Raw genomic sequence first — 22,745 nt, 5'->3', positions numbered from 1 at the left:
CCGGTCGGATGCGCATTCGCGCAAACTACCCTGTTACCACTTCTGTACCGGACATTAATCCGCACTACGCCAACGGGACGCAATGGGCTCATGCGATGAAGCGTTCGCGGCCCCCACGATTCGTGCTTCGGGCTCCGCGGGCGACTCCGCCGATGATGGAGGATGCTGGTCAAAGCTGGGAATGATTACTATCACGGAGTCGCCCGGTCGTGCGAATGTCCACTTCGGAGCGGAGAGTGCGGTGCACTGGGCACCTGCTGGCGATCTCCATGAGCCTGTCGCGTTGGATGGCGCTCAGTGGTCCCTGCAACATGATGTTGCGTTCAATGCGATCGATGAACCCTTTCGTTTTGTCGAGCCCGGCACAGTCCTGCGCGTGGACACGGGAATGGCGGGCATCGACAACCACGCTTTCCAGTGGCCATTGTTTGCGTTCGGCGTACATCCTGATCGTCATCGACGTACAGGCTCCCAACGCGGCGAGCAATAGGTCGTACGGGGTGGGGCCCATGTCGTCGCTGATCGGACGAGGTTCGTCTGCAACAAGGCGGTGAGAACCGACCGTGATGTCCTGGGTGAGATTTCTCGCATCACCCCGCTCTGCGACCCGTACGACACCGTCGTCACCCGGCGGAGGGTCGCTGCGAGTCAGACCTGTGCTCGCACGGTGCTTCTGGTAACGGCCAGCCCAGGCAGCTATCACAGTAGCGGCGTACTCGGCGTCGTCACGGCAGCTGAGCAGATGATCAGCGCCGTCAAGTGCCACAAAGGATTTGGGGTGCCGCGCGATGTCGAAGATCTCTCGGGCATTGTCGACTGAGACCACCTGGTCGGTCGGCGAATGCAACACTAGGAGTGCAGCGTCGGCCGCTCGGATACGTTCCCGCTGGGGCTGTGCTGCGATGTCATCGAGGAACTGCTGCTGCAGACGGAACTCGCGACCGGCGATAGATATAGTCGCCTCACCTGCCGCGATGTCGTCGCATGACTGGCGCAGCAGGCCCGCTACGTGACCGGGATCTGCCGGTGTACCAATGATGGCAATGGCATTGACGTCATCGATTCGCGACGCCGCCGCAAGCACCGCAGCCCCACCGAGGGAGTGCCCAATCAGCATCGTTGGCGCACCGTGGCTCGCTCGCATGAAGTCGGCTGCACACACCAAGTCATCGACATTGGAACTGAATCCTGTCGCGGCGAAGTCGCCCTCGGAGTCCCCCAACCCCGTGAAGTCGAAGCGTAGGACGCCGATACCACTGCCGGTGAGGGCACGAGAGATTCGCGCCGCAGCCGAGTTGTCTTTTCCGCAGGTAAAGCAGTGTGCGAATACCGCCCACGTCGTGGGTGGCTGTTCTGGAGTCTCCAGTCGCCCAGACAGCGAGCCGCTACTGCCAGCGAACGTCACGCGCTCTGAATTGCTCATCGGGACGACCTCCTCATTTCTAGAACTGGCGGATGTGTCAGTCCGCCCGCGGTGTCCAGATCGCGGGGGCGGGGTGCTAAGCCCGACGAACGCAATACTTGTCCTTCCACTCGGGATCGGCTTGCCAGCAGACCCTGCACACACGGTGTTCCAGCGCGAGCATCGCCACGCTGAACCCTATAGCACTCTGCGGGACGGCCGAGAGTTGTAACGCTTGACCGTCGTCCGCACACTCATTGGTCGCATGTGATCGTACGAAGAAACCTTGGCCGCGGCACACAATCCGGTCGACCATAAGAAAGCAGGATGAACGATGGCTGTGCAACTGTCCGAGGCACGCGTTCTCATCACCGGCGGAACTAGCGGAATCGGGCGGGCTGTTGCCGTCTCTCTGGCTAGTCACGGTGCCGTAGTGGCCGTGTCAGGCCGGAGCGCGGAGCGTGGGCAACAGCTAGTAGGAGAGATCGAGGCCACGGGTGGCAAGGCCGAGTTTCTCAGCAGTGACCTGCACGACGCCGAATCCGCGAGGCTGCTCGCTGCTGACGCTATTACAAGGCTCGGCCATGTCGATGTGCTGGTGAATAACGCCGGCGTCTATCCGTTCGGACCCACCGAATCGATGACCGAAGAAGATTTCACCGCGGTGTTCGATCTCAACGTCCGCGTTCCGTTCTTCTTGGTTGCCGAACTAGCCCCCAAGATGGCCGAACGCAGCAATGGCGTGATCGTCAATGTCACAACGATGGTTGCCGAGTACGGAAACGTCGGAACCAGCCTGTACGGCGCCAGCAAGGCCGCGGTCGTATCCCTCACCAAAACGTGGGCAGCCGAGTACGGACCGCGGGGCATACGGGTCAATGCGGTCAGCCCCGGACCGACGTTCACCGAAGGCACCGCTGCTATGGGTGAGGGGCTTCGCGGACTGGTTGGCCCTGCTCCCGCGGGCCGTCCCGCGCAGGCTGAAGAAATCGCCAACTCGATTGTGTTCTTGGCGAGCGACCAAGCCAGCTACATCCACGGGGTCACCCTCGCTGTAGATGGCGGCCGCACCGCCGTCTGAACACCAGCTAACTGCACAGTCCATGCTGCCATCAATTCCGATCACACGGGCGCCGAATGCGGCGCGCATCGATTAGTGCGTGTCCTGCGCATCCCATTGAAATATGAGGTATGTCAATATGTCTAACCGTCGGAACCTGCCTGTTCGCGTCGGTGTGCAGCTGTGGCCAGGAGACACCCCTGACTACCGCACCTGGCGCGACGCAGTGATCACCGCCGAACAACTCGGCGTAGACGCAATCTTCGGCTACGACCATTTCCACAAGCCCGCAACCGCCCCGACCTCCGACGGGTTGCCCGAGCTCCTACCCGTGCAGCCCGACGTCAATAATTTCGAAGGCTGGACGTCGCTGGCCTCATGGGGCGAGATCACCTCACGCGCCGAGATCGGCTTGCTCGTAACTGGTGTCGGTTACCGCAATCCGGATCTTCTCGCTGACATGGCCCGCACAGTCGATCACATCAGCGATGGCCGCCTGATTCTGGGGATTGGATCCGGTTGGTATGAAAAGGATTACGTCGTTTACGGTTACGAGTACGGTACCGTCAAGTCACGGATGGACCTATTCGAGAGCAGCCTGAAACGCATAAGCGAGCGGCTCGACAAACTGATACCGGCTCCGACACGCAGCATCCCGATTCTCATCGGCGGCATGGGGGTGCGCCGCACGCTGCCTTTGGTGGCACGGTACGCCGACATCTGGCATACGTTCGCCAGCCCCGCCGAGTACCGGCGTAAGAATGCACTGCTTGGCGAGTTGGCACAGGTAGTAGGGCGCGATGAGTCGGCGATTGAACGCGCAGTGCACTGGACAGGCCGCGCCGACGCCGACGCATTTGCGAGTATGGGGGTAACGTTCTTTACCACTGAAATCCACCCGAACGCAGACGGATTCGACTTTCGCGAACTCAAAGATATGATCCACTGGCGCGATACATACAGCTAGACTGGGTCAGCTCACCGCGACCCTCGCGGGCCGCCCGTGTCCGCGCTACCCAGCGTGCCCTCATACGGCTCAGGTCACGAGCAACCTGGGCGATCCGGCCTACCCGTTTTTTCGACGATCCGGACCGCACCCTCACGGAACTCCTAGTCGTACTTCTTCCGTTTCCCTGGCATCTCGACCCCTATTGTCGATGCCTCCACGCTCTCGGCGAACTTCACCGAGCTAGTCCGCCGGCAATCTGGGCATCTACCCGGTCACCCTTCTCAGTGGACCAAGAAAGACGACATCGAACACCAAGTGCGCCAAGGTGTCCCGACGAGGGAGCCCTCGCACCAAGTCGGTCCCTGATACGGCTGACCGGCATCTACACTTGCCCGGACCAGAGTGGCTCCAACGTCCACTGCGGTGTGGTCACAGTCGATTATCTGGTCAGCCCCTGCTACAGCATCTCGTTCCAAATAAGTTGCAGGTCAATGCTATATGTCCAACACCGCAGCATCGAAGGCTGTTGCACTGCTGCGCTGTCATCGACATGGTCAGTCGCAGCATCGTCGGCTGACCGATAGCCTCGAAGGCGATTGCCACCTTGGTGGTCAAATCGTTAGACATGGCCATCAGCGACGGGCGCCCAGCCTCAGGCATGTCCTTGCTGATCACGAAACACCTTTCACTTCACGGGTTTCGGATGAAAGATCCGGGTGGCTAGACTGGGTCTGTCGTTTGGATCGATTGGGACGAGCTTGGCAGTCTCTTGGGCACGCTCAGCAGCCGAATGTGAATCCGCAGGGCACCATTGCCTTGACGGCTGGCTCAGCGAACGGCGTGCGAGGTTCAGAAGGAGCCGTCGTCTTGGTCGTCGTCTCGCCGAGTGTCATTCTGATGCTGGGCGATTCAGCTCCAGCATCGCTAGCAGAATCCTCAGCTGTCGCCGTTGCGGCGAATACTATCGCAGCGACGCACGCCGACCCGGCAAGTAGCAGCTGGGCGACTTTCGCTGGGCACCGCGTCAGTTGCGGCCCTCGCAGATTAATTGCCGATCGGAGCGTCACTCCTACGATTCTAATCTAGATATCGCGATATCGCTATATCTAGGAAGATGGTATTGGGGCGTCTTAGTCTCGATTTCCGTCCAAGGCGATGGTCGCCGGACTCCGGGTCGCAGTTGACGGGGTCAGGCTTGTGGGCGGGTCGCGGTTGCTGGTCTCGTGGCGCCGGGTGGGACGGGCTTCCCAGTGCCAGCGGTCCTTTCGGTTGATCGGTCATAGGCGGTCCGGTGTGAGCCGAAGGCGCCGCGGGGCGCTCCCAGCCGAACTGACGGTGGGCCAGCGGTTTGCTCATCGCTGACCAGGCCCGCTTGGATGGCGTGGCGGTGCGCGGGGTGGATGAGCACGTCTGGCGGCACGGGCCGTAAAGCCGCGTACACCGGTTACTACCACACTCACAGCGCAGGCACCGTCGTACGGCTAGATGGCTATCAGTGCTGGTGCTCGTTGCGCGTTAGCCAAGCGGGCATGTCAACGATGGAGTCCAGAGTGGTTTCTGCGGGATGTGTCTGGGTAAGGTCGATTTGGTCGGCATACATGCCGGTGCGTACCTGGATTGTGTGTGCGCCTACCGCGTTTCCCATGGCAATATCGTTGGCGGGTTGGTCGCCGATCAGCCAGAGTGCGTTCGGCTTGACGGGCACGCTCGCTGCGGCGGATCGCAGAAATTCTGGTGATGGTTTGCCGAGGAGTTTGCTGGTGACGCCGGTGGCGTGCTCAAGTGCTGCCGTGATCGCACCGGTGTCGATATGGTTGCCGTCGGGGCGTTTTCGATACTTCCCTCTTTGGAGTGCTATAAGGGTCGCACCGCGCTCGAGAGCGCGAAACGCCAAGTCGAGTAGCTGATGCGTTAGCGTGTCGTGAGTGTTGCCGACGACGACATGGGTGATCGCACCGCCGGCGTGGCGGTAGGGGGCAAATGTCGGAAGCAAGGCGCTTGACACCACCGGCAATACGTTGATCCGGCCGCGCGTTGCTTCAAAGAGTTGCAGGGCAGCGGATACGGGGGTGAAAACTTCGCCGACACGAACGTCGAATCCGCGCTCGCGCAGTGTTTCTTGGAGGGTCTGTGGTGGCACAGTATCGGTGTTGGTGAGAAAACGGAGCGTGCAACCCATGTTTCGGAGTCTTGTCACAGCCTCAGGCGCGCCGGGAACGAGCTCGTCACCAACGTATAGCGTACCGTCCAGGTCGCTGAATACTACAGGCGTTGGCATCATCGATACTCCGCGAAATGACTGACCTGCCGCATGTGCCGGATGTATCGAGAACGTTCGGGAAGAGCGATTGGGGCGGCGCCGATCTGTTTGTCAGAACTTGGTGACATAGTGGAGTTGCCTCTGTAACGGTATGGCGTTGACGTGGATGCCGGGCTGGGCTGCGCGAAGCAATATCAAGCCGTCTCAGTTAATGATGGTAGCCCCGCGTCCTCGCGTGTTCAGTTAAAAGTGAAATGACGGCTGTCGATTTTACCGCAGGCTATTACCTGGCTGGCTCGTGCTCAGTTGGTCAGCGAAGGAGAGCGCGCAGCGGTTAAATCAGCGCATTCAAGGCTTCCAGCAGCGACTCAATATTCTTTTCGTGCCTTTTGTAGTATGTCCAGGGCCCGATCCGTCGGGAGGTTACCAATTGCGCGCGTTGCAGAACTGCCATATATGACGACACTGTCGACTGTGATAAGCCGACATGTTTTTGAATGATACTCACGCACACGCCGACTTCTTGTGGATCGATATCCTGTTCGGGAAAATTTTTTCGCGGATCCTTGAGCCAACTGAGTATCGTTAATCGGGTAGGGTTATCGAGGGCTTTCAATGCCTCGTTGACATCAATACTTATTGAATTCTGGGAATTAGTACGTTCAGGTGAAGTGCTCAGCATTTTATGATCCCTTTCGTGGTCATGCTACGCGGGTGGGCCGCCGATCTGAAGGATGTTGCACAGTAGTTAGTAAACGTGGGCCTACATCCAGTGGCGGCGTTGCTAGTTCGACACACCGGGAGCTGGAGAACAGACATGTTGCGGATCCTGTCGTGTATAGGGACTAGCGTACCTGCGAGTTTGTGCCGATGCGCTGGGTAGTTGGCCAGAACGCTGCGCGGCCCATCGGTGATCGTCGTCGGCGCATGTCGTACCTCGTTGGCGGCTTCGCGGTTGGGTCCGCATGAAACGTTTCTCGTAGGCGGTTCGGCTGGGCCGCGGAGCATCCGAGGTGCGACTCGTCTTGCCGTGCAGCCTGATCGACTGCACGGCAAGACGTGGTTCGGTTACTAGCTACGGTAGGTGGGGTAATCGGTGTAGCCTTTCTCGGTGCCGCCGTACATGGTGCTCGGGTCGGGGGTGTTGAGCGGCCAGTCGTTGGCGATCCGTTCGGGCAGGTCTGGGTTGGCGATGAACGGTCGGCCGAAGGCGATCAAGTCGGCCCAGCCAGCCTCAATGGCACGGACTGCGCGTTCGGCGGTGTACTTGCCCGCCAGTAGGATGGTTCCGCTGAAGTTTTCGCGCACTGCGACACGGAAGCTTTCCGGCATTTCGGGAGCGTTGTCCCAGTCGGCCTCGGCCAACGACACGTATGCGATGCCAACCTCTTCGAGGATCTTTACCGCCTCGATGTAGGTCTCATGGGGGTCATCTTCGACAAGGCCAAGGTAGACACGGTCTTCGCCAGTGGTGGTGAACAATGGCGAAAACCGCACACCCAGACGGTCTTTACCGACGACGCCGGCAACTGCCTCGACCACCTCGCGCAGGAACCGGAGGCGATTCTGCAGGGAACCGCCGTATTCGTCGTTGCGGTGGTTGGTATGGGTGGACATGAACTGGTTGACCAAGTACCCGTTGGCTGAGTGGATTTCCACCCCGTCGAATCCGGCGTCGAGAGCATTGCGCGCGGCGTCGGCGTAGAGCTGCACGACGTCTTTGACCTCGCCGGTCGTCAGAGCCCGCGGCGGCGACGGCGGCGCCAGCGCTCCGGCTCCCGGGCCCGTTTCGACGAAAACCTTCACGGCGTCCGCGGTGATGGCCGACGGGGCGACCGGTGCGCCGGCGTCGGGCTGCAACGAGGTGTGCGACACCCGTCCCACATGCCAGAGCTGGTTGAAGATCACCCCACCGGCGGTGTGAACCGCATCGGTGACTTTGCGCCAACCCGCAACCTGTTCAAGGTTGTGGATCCCGGGTGTCCAGGCGTAGCCCTGCCCGCGCGGTTCGATCTGCGTACCTTCGGTCACCATGAACCCGGCACCACTGCGCTGCGTGTAGTAATCCGCCATGAGTTCGTTGGGTACGTTGCCGGGCTGCGAACTGCGCGAACGGGTCAACGGGGGAAGAACGATGCGATTCTTGACCTCATAGGGGCCGAGCTTGGTAGCGGTGAACAGCACTGAGTCTTTCATTTCTTTTCTTTCCGGTGTTGGTGTGATGGTTTCAATCTTGTGCAGCGATGGGATACGCGATTTAGAACAGTCCGCGCGGAGCTTCGTTCATGCTCACGTAGATGTTCTTCTTGTGGGTGTACGCGTCAAGCATGGATTTGTAGGCTTCGCGGCCCAGACCGGATTTCTTGTAGCCCCCGAAGGGTGCATGCGCAGGGATCTCATGGGCCGTGTTCACCCACATCCGACCGGTCTCCACCGCGCGTGCCACGCGAAGTGCACGGTTGATGTCTTGGGTCCACACTGTGCCGGCGAGTCCGTATTCTGAGTCGTTGGCCAAGGCGATAACTTCATCCTCGTCCTTGAATGGGATAACAACGAGAACGGGGCCGAAGATCTCTTCCGATGCAACGCGCATATCGTTGCGCACATCGACCAATATTGTCGGCTCGACAAAGAATCCGGAATCGTAGTCCCCGCCAGTGAGCCGGCGACCACCCGTCAAAACCGTGGCACCTTCAGCACGACCGGTTTCTACATAGCCCAACACGCGCTCCAGCTGGGCTTTGCTGATCAACGAGCCCACCTGGGTGTCTGGTGAGAGGGGATCCCCCACGCGGGCCGTGGTGAACTTGGCTTTTAGTTCGTCGATAAAACGGTCGTAGATCGACTCGTGAATGAAGAGGCGAGCTCCGGATTCGCAGGCTTGGCCTTGATTCCATAGAATCGCCAGGGCTGCCCCCTCGACGGCCTTGTCCCAATTCGCGTCGGGGAAAACGATATTCGCCGATTTGCCGCCCAGCTCCAGCGTTGCTGGTACCAGTCTTTTGGCTGCGGCTTCGGCGACGGTGTAGCCGACTCGGGTGGAACCGGTGAATGCCAGCTTCTGTACCGTCGGGTGATCCAGCACGGCCTGGCCGGCAACCGGCCCTGTGCCGGTGACGATGTTGACGACACCGGGGGGAAGAACTTGCGCGAAAATCTTTGCCAGTTCGGAAATGCTGACCGGCGTCATCTCCGATGGCTTGATCACCACGGTGTTCCCTGTGGCGATTGCCGGGGCAATCTTCCAGGCTGCCATCAACAACGGAAAGTTCCAGGGGATCACCTGACCAACCACACCAAGCGGTTCGCTCAGCACGAGGCTGAGGGTCTGTTCATCAAGCACGGCCGCCTCGTCTGAGTGACTGCGAATCACTCCGGCGAAGTACCTGAAGTGATCAATGGCGATGGGCACGTCGAGAACGCGCGACTCGCGAATCGGCTTGCCCACATCCAGCGACTCCAGGACCGCGAAACGCTCGGCGTCAGCCTCCAGCAGGTCGGCGATCCTGTTCAACGCGTTCGCCCGTTCCGTCACCGTGGTCGCCCTCCAGCCCGCAAACGCACGCTGCGCCGCCTGGACCGCGCGATCGACATCAGCGGCTGTTCCACTAGGAATACGAGTCAGCACCTCACCCGTCGCGGGATTGATACTCTCGATCGTCTCCCCGGACTCCGCGTCCACCCATTGGTTGTCGATGAACATTCCGTAGCTGCGGTCCGGAGCATACTGGGACGTGGACATGGCGCGCTTCTCCTTCTGATTGGCGGGCGGGCCGGAAGTACAACCGGCTCAACCTCTTCCGTGATTTCGTTGTTCACCACCCCTGACGACGTGGTGCCACCAACCCTAACCTAGATATCGAGATACGTCAATATCCCAATAGCGCGATATTCAGATGGGCGTAAAGGGGGTGTCTTCCTGCGCTAACACCGCCGGGTCGGCTGGTTGGTGGCCGTCGGTGCGTGACCGTGCTTGAGGTGCGCTCTGCTGCGCGGCTTAACTCGGACGATCCCCACTCAATAGGGACTCGCCGAACTGCGCAGGTTCGACCGTGCCATCCGGCCAGGAACCCGCAGTCGAATGAAATCGGCAACGATACGAAAACCCGTGAACCACCCCAGGTTTGACGCGCATCAAACCCGGGGTGGTTCAAAGTGCTTGGGAGGCGGTGCCAAGCCGGCGGTGCGGTGGCCACTTGATCGATTCTCGCGCAGCGTCTACTTCCTGGGCCGAGGTCTGCTGCAACGCCGCAAGCTTGCCGAGCATCGTCGACCTCGTCATGTGTACCATGCCTAAGCCAAGGCAAGAATCATTGTAACCCGGTCAGCATCGGCGGTTTGGCCTGCAGGTCACCCGGCAAGTAGTCCGATGGGGCGCAGAACCCGATGAACCTGCAGTGCGAACACTCGCGGTCGTTCTCGCCAGGGTGTGCACCGTGTTGCATTCGGTGTTCTACCGCCTGAAACGGTTGCTGCGCAACATGGTCGGACCATCGCTCCTAGCCGTCGATAGCCTCTCAAGGTCGCCCAAAACTGGAGAGACCCAGCACTGTCTGGTGGCGGTCAGTGCGTTTAGGGTTGCGTTCATCGCCTTGCTCAAAGCAGATTGGTCGCCAAATCTGTTCGGCCGTTAGTCGCGACACAGCAAATCGGCACTACGAGGGCCGACAGACCACGCCGGCGTTTTCCCTGACCGCGCTGCGCTGCTAAATGGTCCGTGCTGTGCTGGTCGATTGCGCCGACACGGGGCGGATAAGCCGACTTCTGGGGTTACCGCGACTAAAGGAACTTGGCGTCGACGACCGCAGCGCCGCGCGGAAGGGCGTGGGCACCCAAATGGTCGAGGGCGAGACCTCGCAATCCGCGTCGTCGGTCTCGACCCACAAGATCCCCGCAGGAACTATGACGTACGGCACACCCACCTAAACGGAAGCGCTGTAACGCTTTCCGAAGTGCATAGCACTCAGTGGTGTAGTCAACCCAACTAGCAAGGGAGTCATCATGATCGCTACCATCCGCGAGCAGATTCAAGCCGGCGTGCGCCCAGAGTCGCCAGTAGCACGTGGCGGCGCGGGCCTGGCACGGTACGGGCTGGTCGTCGTCATCGCCTGGATCGGCATGCTGAAGTTCACAGAGTACGAAGCCAACGGCATCGCGCCATTCGTGTCGAACAGCCCTTTCATGTCTTGGCTGTACGACATTTTCTCGATCACCACCTTTTCGTCGCTACTCGGTGTAGTCGAGATCGCAATCGCGGTCTTGCTCGCCGTCAAACCGTGGTTCCCTCGACTCTCAGCGATCGGTAGCCTCATGGCCATCGGCATGTTCGCCACAACACTGACATTCGTGCTCAGTACGCCTGGTGCATTCGAAGCATCAGCAGGAGGTTTCCCGGTGTTGTCGTCGACTGGTCAGTTCCTGATCAAGGACGTCGCACTGCTCGGAATCTCTGCCTGGACGCTGGTCGATGCACTCACACGCCGCTGAGGCCGAAGCCGCCCTCGTCACCTCGCTTCGTGCGGGTGACGAGGGCGGCTTCGTGCAAGTTGTCGACTTGCAAGCCCCACGACGCCACGCCTCGCACGCGACTACGTCAGGACACCGATCGCCGAAGGCCCCCTACAGGAAGGCCTCTTACACAAAGGAATCGGCTCTTCCCAGGATCAGTCACCTAGGTTCACAGAGCTGTCTGCGAACTTTCATAGGAGGAAAGGTCGCAGTCCCTTGGCGACGAGAAACTGGACGAGGAGTCGGAGCAACGAAGCCATCCTCGGGAATTTTTCCTCAAGCACCGGGGAGCATGGTCGCCGGCGAGCCGGTCGCTCATGTACTACATGAAAGGATGCAGACAGATGAGATGCAACGAACTCGCCGAACTACTCACCGAATACCTGGACGACTCGCTCGGTTCGAGCGACCACGTGAGGCTCGAAACGCACCTGTCCGAGTGCGACGGATGCGCAAACTATCGCACTCAATACATATCGACGATCGCAATCTTGAATCAGATCCCCGTGGCCGGCTTCAAGCGCACGCTGCGCGATACGTTATCGGCGCACTTTCACCAACGGCGCCGCTGAGCTTCGCAGGGCAACCGAGTTCAGCTCAGCAACAATGGATACACCAACTTTGCTGCCGTCAGCGCCCATCGGTCTTTAGGTGGCTTGCGCCAACTCAGCCACCGCTTGATCGGTGGTCCAGATAGCTGAGGCGAGGAATCGGAAATTAATCAGGGCGGCCAAGTATCCGTCGCCTTCGGGCAACCGTGCACCCGCAGTCGCGTCACGGATGACGACAACCTCGAAACCCTGTTCGATCAGCTCACGCAAATGGCTTTCGGTGCACAGATTCGCGGCCATTCCAGCCAGAAGAACTTGGGTCACACCGCGTTTGCGAAGCTGAAGTACGAGATCGTTGGACTGCGGACCCACGATTTTATGGGGAGAAGCGACCACCGTCTTTCCGTCCAGGATGCGGTTCTTGTACCGCTCGAGATAGTCCGCGCCCGAACCGTCGAACCCTTCCAGCTGCAGCGGATGCGTCCGCGCGAACATACCGACACTGTGCATGAAGCGCTCAAGCGGTCCGCCGAATTGCCAGTCCTGATCGGATGGATAGTAATAGTGCGGAGAGATCGCAACCGTGATCCCCGCGCTCTTGGCAGCTGACAGTAGTTGGTCGATGTGCTCGACAGTGTCGTTGTCTTCGACGCTGGCGCCGAACACCGACCATGTTGCACCATCGGGGCTGAGAAAGTCGTTCTGCGGGTCAGTCACGACGAGCGCAGCGTGCGTCACGTCAAGCTGGAAGCCAGATGGCGGAAGTCCGGGCTCTGCGGGCTCGTCGTACACGGATGAAGTCGACATTGGATGGGAGTCCCTTTCCTATCGGGCGCTAGTGCGCGACACACGGCAGCGCCCGGAAAGTATAAATAGACGACCGGTCGGATATCAACAAGTCCGGCCTTTCGGACCTCGATGATGGAGGCGGGACTTCAGGACGTGCCGACCAAACCCACCAACTGCGGCAAGGTTATTCGTGAGAAACGGTCGTATGGAGCGCGGGTGCGATCGATCCTGGCGCGAAGCACTGCCCCTTCCCACGCTTCGATAATCAAACCTGCGACTTCGCGACGCCGTTGAGGCGTTCCCTCTGTGAAAACAGCGGCCAGTTCGTGCTCCCAAACACAAACAATGCCGCGTAGCTTTTCGTGGACCGACGCACTGGTGGCTGAGACTTCGAGCGCGAGATTGCCAATTAGGCAGCCGCGCATAAAGGTGTGGCGCTCGTGCTCGTCGGCAATCACCGCGAAGTAGCGTTGCAGGCGGCGAACCGGTGTCCCGCGACCTAGCAGCAAGGATCCCGACCGGTCCTGAAGTTCGAGCCAGTACTGGCCTAGCACTGCGACAACAAAGGCTTCTTTGCTCTCGTAGTACGTGTAGAATGCCGCCTTCGGTACGTCGGCACGATCGGCAATTTCCTTGACACCTGTCGCGTTGACGCCACGGGCATAGAAGAGCTCGAGTCCACTAGCGAGTAACCGTCTGCGGATATCCGGGTTCCCCGGGCGAGGCACAGGAGCAGAGTAACTGACCGAACAGGGACCTTGGCCGTGCACGGCACCAACTCGACCACGCGCGTCCAGACGCACATATCCGGTCAAGTGAGCATTTTTTGTGCGCCATTGCGCAGCACGAACTCACCGGGCGCTGAACGCCCCCGTGGACATTTAGAGACAATCGGTCTAATCTCATCACATGAGCGCTTCCATTGTCCGGCCTCGTCGTGGACGGCCGCCAAAAGTCAGCCGTGACCACGAAGACACGCGGGAAGCATTGCTTCGCTGCGGGATGGAAATCCTGACTGCTCAGGGCCTCACTGCGACAGGTATTGAATCGGTGCTCAAGCGCGTCGATGTACCGAAGGGCTCGTTTTATCACTACTTCGACAGCAAAGACGCATTCGGTCTGGAGGTGCTGCAGAGCTACGCGGAGTATTTCGCGCGCAAACTTGATCGCTGGCTGTTGGACGACAGTCTGCCACCACTGCAACGTCTGACCCTTTTCGTCGAGGACGCGAAAGCCGGAATGGCCAGACACAGGTTTGATCGTGGATGCCTTGTTGGCAATCTTGGGCAAGAAGTTCGGACACTTCCCGAGAGCTATCGCACGAAACTCGAAGAAACACTTGAGGACTGGGAGCAGCGCTTACAGGACTGCCTGCGACTGGCCGTTGACGTAGGAGATCTTCCGGCCGACACCGACTGCGCCGCGCTATCACGGTTCTTCTGGATCGGTTGGGAGGGAGCGGTATTGCGCACCAAACTCGCTCGGACAGTCGAACCGCTCGACGTGTTTTTCAGTGGATTCCTCGCATGTGCCCGCGCGTAGGAGAAGGGAATACGATGTTCAGCGCGATTGTGGTTGAGAAGACCAACACGGACTACCGTGCGGAAATGCGGCGGATCGGCAGCGACGACCTACCTGAGGGGCAAGTGACCGTCCGGGTCGCATACAGCAGCCTCAATTACAAAGACGCCCTGGCCATCACCGGTAGGGGCCCCGTCGTCCGTCGCTTCCCGATGGTCCCGGGAATCGACTTAGCCGGCGTCGTTGAGGCCAGCAATGACGCGCGCTACAAACCCGGTGATCACGTTCTGGTGAACGGTTGGGGACTGGGCGAGACCCACTGGGGAGGGCTTGCACAGATCGCTCGGCTCCAGGCGGACTGGCTAGTGCCACTCCCCCCCTCGTTCACCGAGGCGCAGGCCACTGCCATCGGCACTGCGGGCTATACAGCGATGCTTTGCCTGATGGCACTCGAACAACACGGGGTCACCCCTAGTGACGGTGAAGTACTCGTCACCGGTGCCAGTGGCGGCGTCGGAAGCATCGCGGTCACGCTGCTCGCGAGCAACGGCTACACGGTCGTCGCGGCAACCGGCCGCCTCGCTGAGGCAGACTATCTGCGGAGGTTGGGTGCGGCTACGGTGATCGACCGAGCCGAACTCGCCGAACCGGGCCGCCCCTTGGGCAGCGAGCGCTGGGCCGGCGCTATCGACTCCGTGGGCAGCCACACACTGGCTAATGTGTGTGCCACCACCAGTGCCGAGGGAGCCGTCGCCGCGTGTGGCATGGCTCAAGGCATGGAATTCCCAAGCACTGTTGCGCCATTCATCCTGCGCGGAGTGAGCCTGTTGGGTATCAACAGTGTCACGCAGCCCCACGCCAAACGCGTCACAGCGTGGGGCCGGCTGAGCAGGGACCTCGACACCGGACACCTAGGAGAGATCAGCCACGAGATCGGCCTCACTGACGCTATCTCCACTTCAACAGATCTTCTTGAGGGCCGAGTGAGGGGCCGCATCATCGTTGACGTGAATCGCTAACTCCCCTTTGCTGGAGCAGTGCGGGATAGTCGCTAGAGCTGACGGGTTACCTGCACGATAGGCACGTGCTCTCCCGCAGCATGCGATCAGCACAACCGAGGGGCCGCCAGCTCGCCAGTATCTGTCGTGCCGGACTTGGCCGAGTAGGAAATACCTTGATGGCCGCTTATAACGCCCACCAGACACGACGACGGAAGGAGCAGCATTCATGACACGAGTTCTTGTACTTGGTGCCGGAGGCAGAATCGCGCAAATCGTAGTACGCGAACTGCTCCACGACGAGAGCGTGAATCTCACCCTCTACCTACGGAACGACCAACGCTTGCACGACTTGCCCGACCTCCGCGCAACGGCAGTAGAAGGTGATGTCCTTAACGGAAGTCTCCTGAAACAAGCGGTCGAGGGACAGGACATCGTCTATGCCAACCTTGGCGGTAAAGATATCGTGGACCAAGCGCGTGGGGTCGTCACTGCGCTTGAGGGCGCTCGCGTGCGAAGGCTCATTTGGATCTCGACGCTAGGGATCTACGACGAAGTCCCCGGCGAGTTTGGCCGTTGGAACCACCGGATGCTCGACGGCGGCTATCTCGAAACCTACGCCGCAGCGGCGAAAGTGATCGAGTCTTCGCGCCTTGACTACACAATCATCAGACCCGCATGGCTTACAGACAAAGACGAAGTGGACTACGAGATCACCCAGAAAGGAGAACCTTTCAAAGGCACCGAGGTATCCCGAAAAAGCATCGCGGCACTCGTCGTACGATTGATTACCGATCCCTCACAAGAACTCCACGGCTCACTGGGAGTAAACAAGCCAGGCACCGACGCCGACAAGCCTGCATGGCAGTAATTCCGGACGCGATCGGGAAGAGCCGTTGGATAGTTGGATAGTCCAGGCGCAATGCGAACTCTGGGCCTGTGGTCGCTGCCTGCGTCGGGCGGCGCAAGTTCACCCTCGCGGGAGCACTAGACCGCCTAGGTCGTGTACGAGCAGGCCAAGCGGATCGTCATTGGCTGCATGCTCCACAGGCGATGACAACATCTGAAGAGACTTCACTCAGAGGAGGCGGCACAACCCCATAGATCGTGTACGGGCTTCAGTACGTACGTTGACGCTCACCCAGCTTTGCTCACGCTCACCAGCGCCATACTGGGAGAATGCAGGCAAGAAGCAGGTAGATCAACGACTTGTAACCAACCTGGTGCTGCTCTGCCCGTATCACCACCGCTCCCATCACCGCGGCCTGATCACCCTCACCGGACCCGCCGACGCGCTCACCGCCACCGACGAGGACGGCCGACCACTGAGCGCAGGATCACTGGCACGCCCGCCCACCCAACCCCCACCCGACGTCCCACCCTGCCCCGGACCCACCGGCGAACGCGCCCACTGGTGGTGGTACCAACCCTTCCAACCCCAACCACCACCAACCAACAACTAGGTGGTCACCGAAGCCGGGCTCCGTCGGCACGGTACCGCAGCCCAAACAGGGTGCGGCATGGATGAATTCGCTGATACGCGAGCCGCTAGCCGGCCAGCAGGCGACTATCCGGTGACGGACCTTCGACCGAACGGACCAAACCGGCCCCGGTGATCAGCGGCAGGTCGAGTGCGGACAGCAGTCCGGGTGCGGCCGCACACACCGCGGGAATGGCGTTGACCATGCGCGAGGAGCCCGCGATGCGCGCACCCAGATCGTGGTCGTGGTCCTCGGCCATTTCGAATTCGCAACGCATGGTCGGCGAGCCCTCGATCTCGACGCGATAGACACCGCGGCCAGATGCCAGTCCGAAGCCGAGGTCTTTCGGCGCAAGACTGATGTGCGGTTGCGGCCAGTCTCCGGCGATGTCGTCGCGCATACGCGTCACGTGGTCGACGACGAAAGTCGGCTTTTCCCCGACGTATCCGGTCAGCGTCGAACGCATCGCGGCGATCGTTCCGGCCTCGATGTGCCCGGTCGGGGTGTCGAACGACTCGGCGGCGAGGACGCGTTCGTTGCTCTCCTCGATGTTGTCGATTTTGACGCCCAGCGCGGCGGCGAGCTGGTGCAGCACCGGGCCCCAGCCGAAGGTGAATACCCCCGGCTGCGCGGCGAACGCCTGATACTCCGGCGGCTTACCGAAACCGAGGATCTCGTACACCGCCGCCCGGTCCGGGTAGGTGGCGTAGTTGAACATCTCCGTAACTCGCACCGATTCGATCACCCGCGACACTCCGGTAAGCAGCAGCGGCAGAACATCATTGGCAAATCCGGAGTCGATGCCAGTGGTGAAGAACGACACCCCACCCGCTAGCGCGGCCCGGCGCAGCGGATCGGTGAAGACCCCGTCGACGGCGTCGGGAAAGACCAGCGGCACCACCGAACACGACACCACGTTCTTACCGGACCCCAGGATCGACACCATGTCCTCGACAGCCTCCAGCGGACGCAGGTTCGCGCCGGCGGCATAGACCACTGCGTCGGCGTCGCCCGCGAGCAGTGGTGCCGGATCCTGGGTGGCCACCACGCCGACGGGCGCGATTCCGCACAGCTCCCCCGCGTCGCGGCCCACCTTGGCGTCGCTGTGCACCACGAGATCGGTCAATTCCAGCTCGGGGTGGTCGATCACGCCCCGCAGAGCGATGACGCCCATCGAGCCCGGCCCCCAGACTCCCACCTTCAGCACATCTATTCTCCTAATATTAGGAATGCTGTTCTTACATTTTGGACGGATGGTAGGGAGCTGGGCATGGGTACGTCAACCGCCAAGTCGCCGCCCACCGCGCGGGTAATGGACGTGCTTGCCACGCTCGCGGATTCGCCGGACGGGCGAACCTCGGCCGAGCTGGCGAAGACTTGCGGGATCAGCACCTCGACCTGCGCGCTGGTGCTATCCGAGCTGGAACGCCGGTCCTGGGTCACCCGGCGCGGGGACCGGCGCTTCTGCCTGGGCAGCGGGTTGTTCGGCCTGGTGCACGGTCTGCGCACACAGTTTCCGCTGTTGGACCGTGGCCGTGACGCACTGACCTTCCTGCACCACACCCTCGGCGCGGGCTGCTCGATGTCGAAGATCGGCGGCCGGCACCTGACCACGGTCGACGCGGTGGGCCATGGCACCGACGGCGCGCATGCCGTCGGGCAGCACTTCCCGATCGATCCCCCGTTCGGCCTGGTCGCGATGGCCTGGCGCGACGACGATTTCGTGGCTGCCTGGCTGCACCGGGTGACACCGCGGCTGACCCGCGACGAAGTCGCGCAGCATCAACGAGTACTCGCCGACATCCGATCCCGCGGCTACGGCGCCTGGCGGTTCGACGACACGCACCAATCGCTGCACCATCGGCTGGCTGGGCTGCTCGCGTCGCTGGAGCCGACCGCACACCTCACCCGGCAACTCACCACGCTGATGACCATGGTGACGCTGCAGTCTGTCACCGACACGCTTGAAACAAATTTGGCGTCAACAGAATTCGTCGTGCTGCCGATCTTCGGCCAGAACGGGCAGCCGGAGTACCAGATCGAGATCCACCTGGGTGGCCCGGCCGATTTGACGCTGCCCGCACTCGACACCGCGCTGCAGCACGCACAGCGACTGCTCGGCGCGCAGGTGTGATTACGCTGAAGTCGTGCCTGCCAACTCCGAGATTCGGCGCGCGGCTGACCGGGCGGTCACCACGACGCCGTGGCTGAAATCCAGACATTCGTTTTCGTTCGGCGACCACTACGAGCCGGATAACACCCACCACGGACTGCTGGTGGTGAACAACGACGACGTCGTGGCTCCGCGCAGCGGATTCGACACCCACCCGCATCGCGACATGGAGATCGTGACATGGGTGCTGGAAGGCGAATTGACACACCAGGATTCGGCCGGCAACCACGGCGTGATCTATCCTGGCCTGGCGCAGCGCATGTCTGCCGGCAGCGGGATCCTGCATTCGGAGAAGAATGATTCGCCAACGCAGCCAGTGCATTTCATCCAGATGTGGGTCATCGCCGACGAATCGGGAGTACCGCCGAGCTATCAGCAGCATGAGATCGGCCACATCGGCGCCGAACTCGTGACCATCGCCTCGGGCATCCCCGGGCGCGACGCGGCGATCTCGCTGCACAACCGCGCTGCGGCCCTGCACGTCGCCCGGCTGCAACCCGGCGACACCGTCACCACCCCCGCCGCCCCCAACCTGCACATCTTCGTACCACGCGGCCGGCTGACCCTGGACGGGTCCGATCAACTCGCCGAAGGCGACGCCGCCCGCATCACAGACGGCGGCGGCTCGCGGCTGACGGCGATCGAGCCGACCGAGCTGCTGATCTGGGAGATGCACGCAAAGCTGGGCGGCTAGACCAATAGAGTGGGCGTGACAGACGGGAGCTGGGATGTCGAAAGGCCAACCGCGGCACGCGGTGCCGAATCCGAAGCGGAACGCAAAAGCGCTGAGAACCGTGCAGTTCTGGGCGTTGCCGATCGGCGCCACACTGGCCCTCATGTCGGCGCTGTGCGCGCTGTATCTGGGCGGCATCTTGAATCCCACCACCAACCTGCGCCACTTCCCGATCGCGGTGGTGAACGAGGACGCCGGAACCGCCGGCCCGAAGATCGTCGACGGACTGGTGTCCGCGCTGGACAAGAACAAATTCGACATCCGCGTGGTCTCCCACGACGAGGCCAAACGACTGCTGGACCGGGCACAGGCGTATGGCGAATTGGTCATTCCGCCGACGTTCTCGTCGAGTTTGCGCGAGTACGGCGAGAGCGCGGTGATGCCGGGCAAGGCCGAGCGGCCTTCGGTCACGATCTTCACCAACCCGCGCGCCGGCACGCTGGGCGCCGGCATCGCCGGCCAGACCCTGAACCAGGCCATGGCCGTTGCCAATACCAAAGTAGGACAATACCTTTCGTCGCAAGTCGCAGAGCAGACCGGCGGTGCGCCGTTGACCGGAGCGTCGCAAGCGGGACTGGCCAGCCCGATCGACATCAAGTCGACCGTGTACAACCCGCTACCCAACGGCACGGGTAACGGCCTGTCGGCGTTCTACTACGCATTGCTGTTGTTGCTGGCCGGGTTCACCGGCAGCATCGTGGTGTCCACCTTGGTCGACTCATTGCTCGGGTACGTGCCCGCCGAATGGGGGCCGGTGTATCGATTTGCAGAGCAGGCCAACATCTCTCGCTTCCGCACCTTGTTAGTGAAGTGGGGCATCATGCTGGTGCTGGCGTTGCTGACGTCGGGTGTCTACCTGGCCATCGCCCACGGACTCGGCATGCCCATCACGCTCGGCTGGCAGTTGTGGGCCTACGGCGTATTCGCGATCGTCGCGGTCGGCGTGACGTCCAGTTCGCTGATCGCGGTGCTCGGTTCGATGGGCCTGCTGTTCAGCATGCTGGTTTTCGTGATCCTCGGTTTGCCGTCGGCGGGCGCCACCGTCCCGCTGGAGGCGGTGCCGCCGTTCTTCCGCTGGCTGGCCGAGTTTGAGCCGATGCACCAGGTGTTCCTGGGCGTGCGGTCCCTGTTGTATCTGAACGGCGACGGGGAGGCCGGCCTCACGCAGGCGTTGTTGATGACGTCGATCGGGCTGGTGATCGGCCTGCTAGTCGGCGGCATCATCACCCGCATGTACGACCGCAGCGGCTTCCACCGGATTCCCGGCGCGATCGGCGCGGCAATCGCCGAGGTGCACCAATCCCAGCACCAGGCGAGCAAGGCCGGTAAGCACGAGAGTTCGGGCCAGGCCGCCGACGCCGAAGCCCGCCACCCGGACCCCAGCGAGCCCAACGCCGAAAGCGTAAGCGAGCAAACGTAATTCGGGCGCCGCCTAAGTGTCACACGTTTGTTATTTATGTTGACAGTGTGGCCAATGTGACTGATGCTGTGAGTGTTGCATCCACATAAGGGCCGAAAGGGCTGCCGTGCTGACACGACGCACCAGGTTGCGCCGACTGGCGGCAAGCCTCACGACGTTCGCCTGCACGCTGTTGACCGCCGCCGTCACACCGCCCGTCGCGCACGCCGCGGATGCCCGTGAGTTGCTCGCCAGCGCGATCGGCGCCACCAAGGGCTCGTATCTGGTGTACAACTTCGGTCCCGGCCACCCCACGCCGCTGATGGACGCCAGCGGCCGCTGGTACGAGATGAACAACGGCGGCCACCTGATGATCATCAAGAACGCGGCGGAACGCCTGGCGCCGCACCTGCTGGTCGACACCCACCGGGGTGACCAGGCGCGCTGCGAGAACAACCCCGGGGCCCGCACCGGCGAAGGCCTATGGCAGGCCTCCGAGCTCTACGCGCCACTGCAGGCGTGGCAGCGGATGGGGCAGCCGACCATCGCGATCAACGCCAACTTTTTCGACGTGCGCGGGCAGAAGGCGGGTTCGTGGCGTCAGACCGGCTGCAGCTCACCGCTGGGTGCGTTCGTGGACAACACGAACGGGCAAGGCCGCGCCAACCAGGCTGTGACCGGTACCGCGGCCTACCCCGGCAAGCAGGGGCTGTCCGGCGGCGGCGAGAGCTGGTCCTCGCTGACCACGATGATCCTGCCGACCGGTGGGGCGCCGTACGTGGTGTGGCCGCGCAGCAAGAACGACTACGACGCCGCCACCCCGGTGGTCGCCGACCTGCTGAACAAGAACGAGAAGTTTGTCGCGGTGTCCGGGATCGGGCTGCTGGCCCCGGGCCAGACCCAACAGCTGCACGACGGCGGCCCCAGCGCGGCGCGCACCGCCCTGGCCTACGTCAAGCAGCGCGACGAAATGTACATCTTCGAGGGCGGCAGCTACACGCCGGACAACATGCAGGACCTGTTCCGCGGACTGGGCAGTGATACCGCGATCCTGCTGGACGGCGGCGGGTCCTCGGCGATCGTGCTGCGGCGCGACACCGGCGGTATGTGGGCCGGCGCGGGTTCGCCGCGCGGGTCGTGCGATACCCGTCAGGTGCTGTGCGATTCCCACGAGCGCGCCCTGCCCAGCTGGCTGGCCTTCAACTAAAGATCTTCAGCCGCAATGGTTTTCGCCTCAGCGGCGCCGTACCGGAAAATCAGCAGGCTCGCCGCCACCACGGCTGCCGTCAACGCGAACACCGGCGCGATGACGAACCGCGACAGCGTGGCGCCGAGAAATGCACCGGCGCACATCGTGAAAATCACGCTGAAGCGCAGCTTTTGACGCTCGCCGGTGCCACCGGAGAGTCGGCTGTCCAGGCCGAGGCTGACGATCGTCGACGTCAAGACGGTCGTCGACAGTTCCTGGATGCCGAACTGGCGGGCACTCGAATGCTGCAGACCGAACGTCACCGTGAGGAACGCGATCATGATCAGCTTGGTGTTGTCGTGATAGTGCAGCACGCCCGTACCGGCCAGGATCGACAAGGTAAGCAGCAGCAGGATTTCCGTGGCCAACACGGTCGTGATCCACTTCCTGGCCCGCTCACCGAAATACTGTTGCAAGCGCCCGCTGAGGATCGTGGTGGTGACGAAGGTGGGCAGCGCCACCGACACCGCCGTCAGGTCGATGCTGGTACGCGGGGCAAGCCAAAAGCCGAGGAAGACCACGTTTCCGGTCATGTTGGCGACGAACACATGGCCGAGGACCAAGATACTGATCGAGTCGGCCAGCCCGGTCGCGAAGGTCAGCAGCAACAACGCCGCAACGGTGAATCGCTCGGTTACCGGCGACGTGGTGGCCACGGGTGCAGTATATTTC

At 61.6% G+C, this 22,745-nt stretch carries 20 protein-coding genes and 1 pseudogene; 12 read left to right on the top strand and 9 right to left on the bottom strand.

Annotation, left to right across the window (positions count from 1 at the left end):
• Positions 1–169: 169 nt before the first annotated feature.
• Complete coding sequence (locus AC5Y5O_RS07165; protein ID WP_016343715.1) at positions 170–1,423, bottom strand: bifunctional alpha/beta hydrolase/OsmC family protein; 1,254 nt, start codon at positions 1,421–1,423, stop codon at positions 170–172.
• Between the two features lie 313 nt (positions 1,424–1,736).
• Here AC5Y5O_RS07165 and AC5Y5O_RS07160 point away from each other — a divergent pair, with 313 nt between their 5' ends.
• Both AC5Y5O_RS07160 and AC5Y5O_RS07155 read left to right on the top strand, forming a co-directional pair.
• Positions 1,737–2,483, top strand: coding sequence for an SDR family NAD(P)-dependent oxidoreductase (locus tag AC5Y5O_RS07160; RefSeq protein ID WP_087139732.1), 747 nt, complete (start codon positions 1,737–1,739; stop codon positions 2,481–2,483).
• A gap of 103 nt (positions 2,484–2,586) precedes the next feature.
• Entirely contained in the window at positions 2,587–3,429 is an 843-nt protein-coding gene (locus tag AC5Y5O_RS07155) for an LLM class F420-dependent oxidoreductase (RefSeq protein WP_232341735.1), read from the top strand.
• A gap of 1,474 nt (positions 3,430–4,903) precedes the next feature.
• Here the strand turns inward: AC5Y5O_RS07155 and AC5Y5O_RS07150 are convergent.
• The 4 genes from AC5Y5O_RS07150 to AC5Y5O_RS07135 form a co-directional block, all read right to left on the bottom strand.
• Positions 4,904–5,689 carry an HAD-IIA family hydrolase gene (locus tag AC5Y5O_RS07150; protein ID WP_165756133.1) on the bottom strand — a complete coding sequence of 262 codons (786 nt, stop codon included), beginning with the start codon at positions 5,687–5,689 and terminating at the stop codon, positions 4,904–4,906.
• Positions 5,690–6,005: 316 nt separating this feature from the next.
• Entirely contained in the window at positions 6,006–6,353 is a 348-nt protein-coding gene (locus AC5Y5O_RS07145) for an ArsR/SmtB family transcription factor (protein ID WP_196760141.1), read from the bottom strand.
• A 389-nt stretch (positions 6,354–6,742) separates the two neighbouring features.
• A complete protein-coding gene (locus AC5Y5O_RS07140) occupies positions 6,743–7,867 on the bottom strand; it encodes an alkene reductase (protein ID WP_016343720.1) in 1,125 nt (374 codons plus the stop codon).
• Positions 7,868–7,928: 61 nt separating this feature from the next.
• Positions 7,929–9,413 carry an aldehyde dehydrogenase family protein gene (locus AC5Y5O_RS07135; protein ID WP_016343721.1) on the bottom strand — a complete coding sequence of 495 codons (1,485 nt, stop codon included), beginning with the start codon at positions 9,411–9,413 and terminating at the stop codon, positions 7,929–7,931.
• A 1,262-nt stretch (positions 9,414–10,675) separates the two neighbouring features.
• Between AC5Y5O_RS07135 and AC5Y5O_RS07130 the strand changes: the two genes are divergently transcribed.
• Both AC5Y5O_RS07130 and AC5Y5O_RS07125 read left to right on the top strand, forming a co-directional pair.
• Positions 10,676–11,158 (top strand): YkgB family protein, encoded by a 483-nt coding sequence (locus AC5Y5O_RS07130; RefSeq protein ID WP_041928033.1) that lies wholly within the window; start codon positions 10,676–10,678, stop codon positions 11,156–11,158.
• A gap of 365 nt (positions 11,159–11,523) precedes the next feature.
• The gene (locus tag AC5Y5O_RS07125) at positions 11,524–11,751 is read left to right on the top strand and encodes an anti-sigma factor family protein (protein WP_016343723.1); all 228 of its coding nucleotides are present in this window, start codon (positions 11,524–11,526) and stop codon (positions 11,749–11,751) included.
• A gap of 75 nt (positions 11,752–11,826) precedes the next feature.
• Here AC5Y5O_RS07125 and AC5Y5O_RS07120 read toward each other — a convergent pair whose 3' ends face one another.
• Both AC5Y5O_RS07120 and AC5Y5O_RS07115 read right to left on the bottom strand, forming a co-directional pair.
• On the bottom strand, positions 11,827–12,522 hold the full coding sequence (locus AC5Y5O_RS07120; RefSeq protein WP_226069240.1) for a cysteine hydrolase family protein: 696 nt from the start codon (positions 12,520–12,522) through the stop codon (positions 11,827–11,829).
• Positions 12,523–12,665: 143 nt separating this feature from the next.
• A complete protein-coding gene (locus tag AC5Y5O_RS07115; RefSeq protein WP_055576391.1) occupies positions 12,666–13,247 on the bottom strand; it encodes a TetR/AcrR family transcriptional regulator in 582 nt (193 codons plus the stop codon).
• Between the two features lie 181 nt (positions 13,248–13,428).
• On the opposite strand from AC5Y5O_RS07115, the gene acuR reads away from it, so the two are divergent.
• The 4 genes and pseudogenes from acuR to AC5Y5O_RS07095 form a co-directional block, all read left to right on the top strand.
• Positions 13,429–14,061 carry an acrylate utilization transcriptional regulator AcuR gene (gene acuR / locus AC5Y5O_RS07110; protein WP_016343726.1) on the top strand — a complete coding sequence of 211 codons (633 nt, stop codon included), beginning with the start codon at positions 13,429–13,431 and terminating at the stop codon, positions 14,059–14,061.
• A gap of 14 nt (positions 14,062–14,075) precedes the next feature.
• Positions 14,076–15,059 carry an acrylyl-CoA reductase (NADPH) gene (gene acuI / locus AC5Y5O_RS07105; RefSeq protein WP_041927776.1) on the top strand — a complete coding sequence of 328 codons (984 nt, stop codon included), beginning with the start codon at positions 14,076–14,078 and terminating at the stop codon, positions 15,057–15,059.
• A gap of 208 nt (positions 15,060–15,267) precedes the next feature.
• A complete protein-coding gene (locus tag AC5Y5O_RS07100) occupies positions 15,268–15,909 on the top strand; it encodes an SDR family oxidoreductase (protein WP_016343728.1) in 642 nt (213 codons plus the stop codon).
• Between the two features lie 343 nt (positions 15,910–16,252).
• Positions 16,253–16,501: pseudogene (locus AC5Y5O_RS07095) on the top strand (hypothetical protein); the annotation flags it as partial.
• A gap of 85 nt (positions 16,502–16,586) precedes the next feature.
• On the opposite strand, the gene AC5Y5O_RS07090 reads toward AC5Y5O_RS07095, so the two are convergent.
• A complete protein-coding gene (locus AC5Y5O_RS07090; protein WP_112741646.1) occupies positions 16,587–17,726 on the bottom strand; it encodes an NAD(P)H-dependent amine dehydrogenase family protein in 1,140 nt (379 codons plus the stop codon).
• 63 nt (positions 17,727–17,789) lie between these two features.
• Between AC5Y5O_RS07090 and AC5Y5O_RS07085 the strand changes: the two genes are divergently transcribed.
• From AC5Y5O_RS07085 to AC5Y5O_RS07070, 4 genes are all read left to right on the top strand, one after another.
• Positions 17,790–18,653 carry a MarR family transcriptional regulator gene (locus AC5Y5O_RS07085; protein WP_500024383.1) on the top strand — a complete coding sequence of 288 codons (864 nt, stop codon included), beginning with the start codon at positions 17,790–17,792 and terminating at the stop codon, positions 18,651–18,653.
• A 13-nt stretch (positions 18,654–18,666) separates the two neighbouring features.
• Positions 18,667–19,386: a pirin family protein gene (locus AC5Y5O_RS07080; protein WP_096283837.1), complete on the top strand. Its 720-nt coding sequence runs from the start codon at positions 18,667–18,669 to the stop codon at positions 19,384–19,386.
• A 34-nt stretch (positions 19,387–19,420) separates the two neighbouring features.
• The gene (locus AC5Y5O_RS07075; protein ID WP_096283835.1) at positions 19,421–20,845 is read left to right on the top strand and encodes a YhgE/Pip domain-containing protein; all 1,425 of its coding nucleotides are present in this window, start codon (positions 19,421–19,423) and stop codon (positions 20,843–20,845) included.
• Positions 20,846–20,924: 79 nt separating this feature from the next.
• Positions 20,925–22,031, top strand: coding sequence for a phosphodiester glycosidase family protein (locus AC5Y5O_RS07070; RefSeq protein WP_096283833.1), 1,107 nt, complete (start codon positions 20,925–20,927; stop codon positions 22,029–22,031).
• Here the strand turns inward: AC5Y5O_RS07070 and AC5Y5O_RS07065 are convergent.
• Positions 22,028–22,729 (bottom strand): YoaK family protein, encoded by a 702-nt coding sequence (locus tag AC5Y5O_RS07065; protein WP_500024380.1) that lies wholly within the window; start codon positions 22,727–22,729, stop codon positions 22,028–22,030. The two genes, AC5Y5O_RS07070 and AC5Y5O_RS07065, sit on opposite strands and share 4 nt — an antisense overlap.
• Positions 22,730–22,745: the final 16 nt, after the last annotated feature.

It is taken from the genome of Mycobacterium sp. NGS40 (assembly GCF_059812735.1).
The sequence above is the reverse complement of the archived record's forward strand: the minus strand, read 5'-3'. Positions and strand labels throughout refer to the sequence as shown.